The sequence below is a fragment of the Victivallis sp. genome, assembly GCF_048170485.1.
Taxonomy (GTDB): Bacteria; Verrucomicrobiota; Lentisphaeria; order Victivallales; family Victivallaceae; genus Victivallis.
Window position 1 is genome coordinate 1 of sequence record NZ_DBEXAY010000189.1, and the last position, 7239, is coordinate 7239.

Genomic DNA, 7239 nt, shown 5'->3' on the forward strand with positions numbered 1-7239 from the left:
GGCGTCCTGGCGCTCGTCGTCTGCGGCCGCCAGTGGAAACCGGCCTTCGGCAGTGCCCGTGCCTGGTGCATCGGCACATTGATGCTGCTGCCTCTTCTCGTCTACTGTGTTTTCTATTATCCCCTCTCCTTCAGTTACAATTATGATAACAGCGACGGGTGTCTGCTGAGTCTTGTTTCCATCCAATTCCTGGTCGCCCTGTCGCGCTTCCCGGGAATCTCCGGATGGGGCTGGAGTGTATGGGCGGCGGGCGGCCTGTTCTTCCTCGCCCTCTGGTACTGGCTGACCGCGCTCTTCTTCGTCCGTCTGAGCGGAGAGAAGCTCCGTTCCCTCTTCGGGAAAGGGGTGATCGTCTGGTGGAGCGCAGGAGCGGCGGTGTTTCTCCTCTTTACTCTTTTGACGTGGATCGCCGGAGGAGAGGTTTCACGCCGAACCGCCGAGCTGGCAAAACGGTTCGGGCGGCCGATGACGGCGGAGGCGCTGGCGGAGTGTTATTTTCACGGACGCAAGCCGGATGCCGCCTTCTGGGATCGGTGGGAAAAAAGCTATGACGCGGTCGATCCCTTCAAGGAAGAAGAGAATTATGCCTTTTATTACTCTGAGCCCAACCTTATGCTGACCTCCGCCGGATGAATGAAACAGTGGCGAAATCACTTTGAAGAATATTCTGAGGCCCTGAAAGCCTGGGAAGCGCAGACGGTCAATCCGCTGCCGCCGCGACCGCGCCACTACCAGACGGGGAAACTGATTGGGATCTGCCTGCCGGAGCTCAACTGGATCCGGCAATTCAACCGGCTTCAATTATGGCGGATTTACTTCGCTCTCGCAGATGGGCGAATCGACGAAGCACTCGCCGCCGAACGGCGGATGAAACGGAGCAACCAGTATCTGCAGCAGGACTCAATTTCGATCAGCCTACGGGTATGGATAGTCTGCGAAAAGTTCCGTCTCTCCGGCATTGAGATGATGTTGGAATCCGGCAAACTCCCGGAATCGGTGCTGCACCGGCTCTCCGCCGAACTGGCGGAACAGGAAAAAGCGATTTCTCCTCGTCTGGAACAGGTGTTGTACTGTGAAGCAGTTCAAGCTTTGGATTTCTGCAAATTCATACAAGCAGGGTGGTATCTGATAGAGTCCGACATCCGCGACACGCCTCCCGTAGTTCCGGGAAAACTCCGTTGCTTTGTTCCACAGCTCTGGTGGTACTTCCGGCGGGAAATGGCGGAACTGCTGAGAATCTGCAACATTCCGGAACTCCATCATGCCGGCACAAAGCAGAGATACCGTTCTCCCGGTATTCTGGCCTCCATGATTGCGCCCAACTATACCGTAACAAGGAATCTTTTTCTCCGGCTGACCGCCCGGCTCCGGGCGGTGCGGGGGCTGATTCAGGCGGAACTCTATCGCCGGAAGCACGGCGACTGGCCGGAGAGCCTCCCCGACCTGCCGCTCGATCCCTTCAGCGGCAAACCGTTGCTCTACCGGAAAGGGGAGTGCCTCCAGAAATTCAACCGGATCGACTCTGAACCGCCTCATCGTATCCTGCCGGAAATTCATTCCATTCCGGCGATTCAGGTGTGGAGCGTCGGCCCCGACGGCGTCGACAACGGCGGCTTCCGCCCGGACGGGTCTCACTGCGACGACGTCCGGGCGCTCCTCCGGATTCAGCCATGAAAGGCATTCATTCCGAATGGATTCGGTACTCCTGCGGAGTACAGTGGAGATGCTTCCTGAAAAACGCGGCGAATAAGCCGGGGCGGTGAAATCCCACCGCTTCCGCCACCAGCGATATCGGCAGAGCGCTGTTCCGCAGAAGGTCGCACGCACTCGCAATTCGAAGTTCGTTCTGGTACTCCTTGATCGATTTCCCGGTGCCCAGCCGGAAGATCCGATTCAGATGGCGGGGACTCAGTTCGAAGCATTCCGCGAGCCGCCGCACCGGGTCGGAATCCCGGACCATCGCCCACATCGCCCGCTTCATCGCCTCCAGCCGGTCGCGGCGGAACTCCGCCCGCAACGCCTCATGTCCGGACACCTCTTCCAACGCCTCGGGGAAACTCTGCTGCATCACCACGCCCAGTAACGCCGCCAGCAGATGGCTCAACAGCTCCGTCGACAGCGGCGCCTCCGACATCCCCTGACGGCGGATTTCCCGCAGCAGAAACGCCATCTCCCCGGAAAGCGGAATCTCGTAACCGAGCGCTTCCGCACGGCGGGCAATCCGCTCGTTCACCTCCAGCGCATGCGCTCCCCCGATCTGAAAGTTGACCGACAAGTTCCAATGCGTCTCCTCCTCGCCGAAACGGCATGCGTGCGACACCGCCGGCGGCATGAAAAACAGCGTCCGTTTTCCCGCCCGGTTTTCCACCGTCACCCCGTCGCAGCTGGTCCGCATGGAAGAACGCTCCACAAAGGAGAGACAGTAATAGGGGTGTTCGTGCTCCGGCACCCGAAGCCCCGGGGAGAGTTCGTTGTACTGGCAGGAAAGCACCGAAAACTCCAGTCCGCCCGCCGCGAAGCGCCCACCTCCCGCGGCAACACTCCGGCTCGCCGTCCGGTTGAAATTCTCATGCGCCTCATCCATCGTTTCCGCCCCTCCCCGGCCTGTCCGCGTTTCGAGGGTTACTATAGCGATTTCAACGGATTTTTCAACCGGGATGCCCGGCCGAATGTCCGAAAAATAATTTCAATGTCTTTTTATTTACAAAAGGACGGCTTGGTTTCCCGCCCCCGGCGCGGTATACTTTCTCCCGTCATCCATGGTCAAACAATCGGGAAACAACGTACGGGAGGCTTGAATGAGAAAACTGATTCCGGGGAAAGAACAGGTCGTCGTCCGGGGCATCCGCCCGGAGGAGCAGTTGTGGGGCGCGTATCAGTTCCCCCATCCGTACAACCTCGGCGACCGGCTGGTCGTCTCCGTCGACGTCTGCGAAGACAACATCCAGTCCTACGGCAGTCCGAAACGGTGGTTCGAAAGCCGCGACCGGGGCGAAAGCTGGCAGGAGGTCGATCCCGCCGTGGCCATCCAATGCGGCCTCCGCCTCGCCAATGGCGATCTGCTCTACTTCCCGATGGTCTCCGGAACCATTCTGGAGGGATACCGGGTAACGCCGCAGAATCTGCTCACCCCCGGCTATGACTTCTCTCGCCGGGCAGAAGAAAAAACACTCCCGATTCCGGACGGAATGACCTGCTGGCTCGACGGGACACTGATCCGCGCCTTCCGCGTTGAACGACTGCCGGAGAGCCTGTCAAAAGCGGAGTGGCTCGCTTTCCGCGTCCCGGCGGGCGAAATCAAACCGGTCGAGGAACATGTCGCCCTCGACTGGCCGTGCCTCACACGGGTCGTCCATGAACACGAGGGGGTGCTGACGCTGAAGTCGCTCTTCCCCCGCGGCAATCCGCGGATCGGACCGGACGGGGCGATCTGGGTGACCGTCCTTTCCGGCGAAGGTCACATCAACCCGGAAACCGGGCTCTATTCGCCCTACTACTCCGCCGAACTGTTCCGTTCGGACGACGACGGCCACACCTTCCGCCTGCACAGCCACATGGAGTACGAGGCGGATGGGAAACGCTATCCTTACCGGAGCGGCGGATTCAGCGACAGCGACATCGAATTCATGCCGGATGGTTCCATGGTCTGGTTTCTGCGCACCGCCTGGTACTGCAGTACCGGCGAAGAGGTCGCGCCGATGTATTTCGCCCGTTCGACCGACTCCGGCCGCACCTGGTCGAAACCGGAGAAGTTCGCCGACACCGGCATCCTCCCCCGGCTCTGCAAACTCGACTGCGGCGTCACGCTGCTCTGCTACGCCCGGCCCGGCATCTTCGTACAGGCCACGGAAGATGAAAGCGGCACCCGCTGGAGCGAACCGCTGGTCGTGATGACGCCCGGCGACCGGAGCGCCCTGGCCAACCGCCGGGTCACGCCGCCCACCTTCCACGACTGGGACGGCTGCTGCTGCAACCCGGAGATGATTCCGCTCGACCGCAACAGCGCGTTGATCTTCTACAGCGACTTCTACTTCCCCGACCGGGATGGGGTCAAGCGCAAGACCGTCGTCTGCCGGAAAATCACCGTGGAGGCGTGACCGGCTCCGCCCCTACCCCCGCCGGTAGAACAGTACGGCAAAACCGTTCCGGGGGATGGTGACAACGCCATCCTCCATCGTAACGTCGCCGGAGACGGAGTCCAGCCGTTCCAGCTGGAATCCGGGGGCGGCGACTTCGGTCCGCGCCAGCTCCCGGCTGCTCTGGGTCAGCAAAACCGCCAGCTCATCGCCGAGCAGGAAGGAGTTGGTCTGAATCTCCGGATTGCTCACGCGGTGGAAGGTTTCCGCACGGAATGTTCCGTCGTACAGCAGTCGCCCGAACCGTTCACGCAGCGCGTTCGCCTTCGCGAGATACGCCTGATAGTGCGGCGTCTCCGCGATGGTGGCGCGACAGCGGTAGATCTCCACATCGCTCCGGCTGCCGAGCAGCAGCATCTGATTGACCGGAAATTCGACGTCGGAATCGTCGCGGATGTTCCGGTTGGAGATCACCGCCTCCGGGAAGGCCGCCTTGAAAAGGTAACTCGCCGACAGCGTCCGCGGCTTTTCCCCCTTCTCCCGCCAGTCGGAATTCCAGACGCCCGCGGGGAAACCGAAGATATGAACGAAATCGGTATACTGCAACGTCTGGTCAGTGGTGCACTCGATACCGACCCCCATCTCTGGATTCCGGGACTTCGCGTACTCGTAAAGCTCCTTGAGCATCTCCCGCTTGCCCTGCATGATTCCGGTATACGGCACCGGGTGGCCGTGCGACGGGTCGCAGCAGGGGTAGGAGAGCAGTCCGAGCTGATCGAAGAAGACCGAATCCACCCCGAGTTCCACTGCAAAATCGACGTGCCGCTTCAAAATTTCCAGCCAGGAACGGCAGGCGGGGCAGGCCACGACGAAGGTCTTGTTGACGAAAGCCCGCAGAAAGGTGCCGCCGTTGGTGAAGTTGTAGGACTCGCGGTGTTCGGTGCCGTCTGCGCGTTTGATCGCCACACGCGCCCCTTCCCCCGAGCGGTAATAGTCACTCTCCACGTCGATGAGCTGACCGTTGAAGTAGAGGATGACCTTCCCCCCCTTCGCCTGCACCTTGCGGATGTTCTCCTTCAGTGTTTTGACGCCGCCCAGTTTCGGATCGGCGGAGTAGACCGGGTATCCGGAGTCCATCCCCGCCGCGGTCCAGCCGAAGAGGAACAGGGTGTCGATTCCGGCCTTCGCGGCGTCATCGTAAGCCTGCTCGAGCTTTTCGTAGGGGAAGAGATACTCTCCGTACTGATGGTGCAGAATAATCCGCTGCCACCCCGGCGAATGTGCCACATGATCCGGAATCTGCGGCGGAGTAAACCACCCCTCCGCCCACTTCCGATACTTCTCCGCACAGACGGTCCAGCTGCCGGAGTACGGAGCGGTGACGATGTTGCATTCGCGCCAGTTTCCATCAACCTTAAGAAATGGATAGCGAACCACATACATATTGACACTCTTTTGCCGCTCCAGTTCAAACACCTGCCCGGTCAACTCGAAAGTGGAGTCGTGGCATCCGTAATAGAGCCCCTCGTCCCCCCAGTCGAGCGCAAAGCAGTTCATCGACGCGGCACGCCCCGGATAAAGCGCCGTACGGCGGATGTACTTCTGATCGGGCGCCATGTAATGGGTGAAACAGCTGCGGATCTGCGCCGGAAGATTCTCCAGCCGTTCGCTGACCCGCTCCGAAGTGATCGCCGCCATCGGCGGTTCGGGGTCACGGATGGAGAGAATCGGGTAATGCACTTCGCGCACCACCTGCTCCTGCGAACGGTTTTCCAGCGCGATGCCCCAGTGAATTTCATCCCCGCACAGTTCCGCCGAAAGGGACACAGCAATGGGAATCGTGCCGCGTTCCTCGCACTCCACGGCGGAGTATTTGAGGGAGACACGCCCCGCTTCGCACTGGACCTCGGGCCTTCCGGCAGGGACGGCATCCAGCTCCAGGCAGCCGGAATCCCCCAGGATCAGCCGCAGTAATTGATGCGGGCGAAGCAGATTCCGGCCGGTTTTCCGGTTGCGGAGCTCCTGCAGAATGCCGTTTTCGTCCATTTCGAGCGTGATAAATTCATTTTCCATCCGATACATGACAGCCTCCTGATTGTACCGGGAACAGTATAGCGCCATCTGTATCGTTCTGCCATGAAAATTGTGCCGAAAAATATGGAAATCGTGCCATTTTGCATGGAAAAGCCGTTTCTCCCGCATTATATTACGGTATGAAAAACCATTTTCTCCACTTCAACGATCTGCCGCGCACGCTGGCGGCGCCGCTGCCGCTCTTCGCCCGGCTCTCCAGCGACAATGCCCGGGGCACCTGGAACGGACGACGCGAGAACCTCATGGAGTTCGCCATCCGCCTCTCCGCCGCCGACGGGTATTCGATCGACATTCAGAACGGGCATGAGACGCGACTGCCCTTTCCGCATGTGTATCTGAAGTATCCGGAGAGCGATTTTCACTCGCCGCCCTTCGCCCCGCGCCGGGCGTTCGCCCTGCTCTACGACGGCGCGCTCCGCCCCCGGCTGGAAGAGGCGGGCCTCCTTCTCACCCCCGTCGGCTGGCCGCTGGAGATCACCGGAGAAATCCGGATGCTGATGGAGAAGATCGACGCACTCTGCGACAATCTGTTTCTGCCGGGAAACGTCGACCGGATCGATCACTACGCCCTCTGTCTCTTGCGGGAACTGATGCTTCAACATCCCGCCCGGCAGCACCTCCGCCCGCCGGAACCGGACTCCTTCCATACCGAAAAAATCCAGCGGATCGCCTCCTTTCTGCGCACCCATTACGCCGAGAAGATCGATCTTTCGGCACTGGCGGCCCGACACGGCCTGTCGCGCCGCACCTTTTTCCGCTACTGGCAGAACCTCTTCCCCGGCGACACGCCGCACCAGTATCTTCTCTCCCTGCGGCTTCAGGAAGGGCGTCGTCTGCTCCGCAGTGAACTGCCCATCTCAGAGATCGCCCGGGAGCTGGGATTTTCGGACGCCTCCGGTTTCACGGAGCAGTTCCGGCGCCGTTACGGAGAAACGCCGACCCGCTACCGCAGGCATCAGCAACCAGAATAATGCCCTTCCACCGCCCCCAGGTATCAGAGGTTCCCATCCTTCCGGATAACGCCCGACATAATACTTCAAAAATCCACATATTTTAAAACGTATAACCA

General features: G+C 60.3%; 6 protein-coding genes. 4 read left to right on the top strand and 2 right to left on the bottom strand.

The annotated features are described in order from the left end of the window. Together ACMLHG_RS09870 and ACMLHG_RS09875 are read left to right on the top strand one after the other, a co-directional pair. A partial coding sequence (locus ACMLHG_RS09870; RefSeq protein WP_417170381.1) for a hypothetical protein occupies positions 1–633 on the top strand: 633 nt, incomplete at its 5' end. Next, positions 634–1674: a hypothetical protein gene (locus ACMLHG_RS09875; RefSeq protein ID WP_417170382.1), complete on the top strand. Its 1041-nt coding sequence runs from the start codon at positions 634–636 to the stop codon at positions 1672–1674. It begins immediately after the preceding gene. A 7-nt stretch (positions 1675–1681) separates the two neighbouring features. On the opposite strand, the gene ACMLHG_RS09880 is transcribed toward ACMLHG_RS09875, so the two are convergent. Beyond that, complete coding sequence (locus ACMLHG_RS09880; protein ID WP_417170383.1) at positions 1682–2584, bottom strand: AraC family transcriptional regulator; 903 nt, start codon at positions 2582–2584, stop codon at positions 1682–1684. 214 nt (positions 2585–2798) lie between these two features. On the opposite strand from ACMLHG_RS09880, the gene ACMLHG_RS09885 reads away from it, so the two are divergent. Then, a complete protein-coding gene (locus ACMLHG_RS09885) occupies positions 2799–4097 on the top strand; it encodes a sialidase family protein (RefSeq protein WP_417170384.1) in 1299 nt (432 codons plus the stop codon). A gap of 12 nt (positions 4098–4109) precedes the next feature. Here ACMLHG_RS09885 and ACMLHG_RS09890 read toward each other — a convergent pair whose 3' ends face one another. Further along, a complete protein-coding gene (locus ACMLHG_RS09890; protein ID WP_417170385.1) occupies positions 4110–6158 on the bottom strand; it encodes a DUF6259 domain-containing protein in 2049 nt (682 codons plus the stop codon). Between the two features lie 131 nt (positions 6159–6289). Here ACMLHG_RS09890 and ACMLHG_RS09895 point away from each other — a divergent pair, with 131 nt between their 5' ends. Then, complete coding sequence (locus tag ACMLHG_RS09895; RefSeq protein ID WP_294436448.1) at positions 6290–7141, top strand: helix-turn-helix domain-containing protein; 852 nt, start codon at positions 6290–6292, stop codon at positions 7139–7141. Positions 7142–7239 lie beyond the last annotated feature (98 nt).

Excerpts from the sequence above, each read along its gene's own strand:
- ACMLHG_RS09875 (WP_417170382.1), top strand. The coding sequence starts at position 634 with ATGAAACAGTGGCGAAATCACTTTGAAGAATATTCTGAGGCCCTGAAA.
- ACMLHG_RS09880 (WP_417170383.1), bottom strand. The coding sequence starts at position 2,584 with ATGGATGAGGCGCATGAGAATTTCAACCGGACGGCGAGCCGGAGTGTT.
- ACMLHG_RS09885 (WP_417170384.1), top strand. The coding sequence starts at position 2,799 with ATGAGAAAACTGATTCCGGGGAAAGAACAGGTCGTCGTCCGGGGCATC.
- ACMLHG_RS09890 (WP_417170385.1), bottom strand. The coding sequence starts at position 6,158 with ATGTATCGGATGGAAAATGAATTTATCACGCTCGAAATGGACGAAAAC.
- ACMLHG_RS09895 (WP_294436448.1), top strand. The coding sequence starts at position 6,290 with ATGAAAAACCATTTTCTCCACTTCAACGATCTGCCGCGCACGCTGGCG.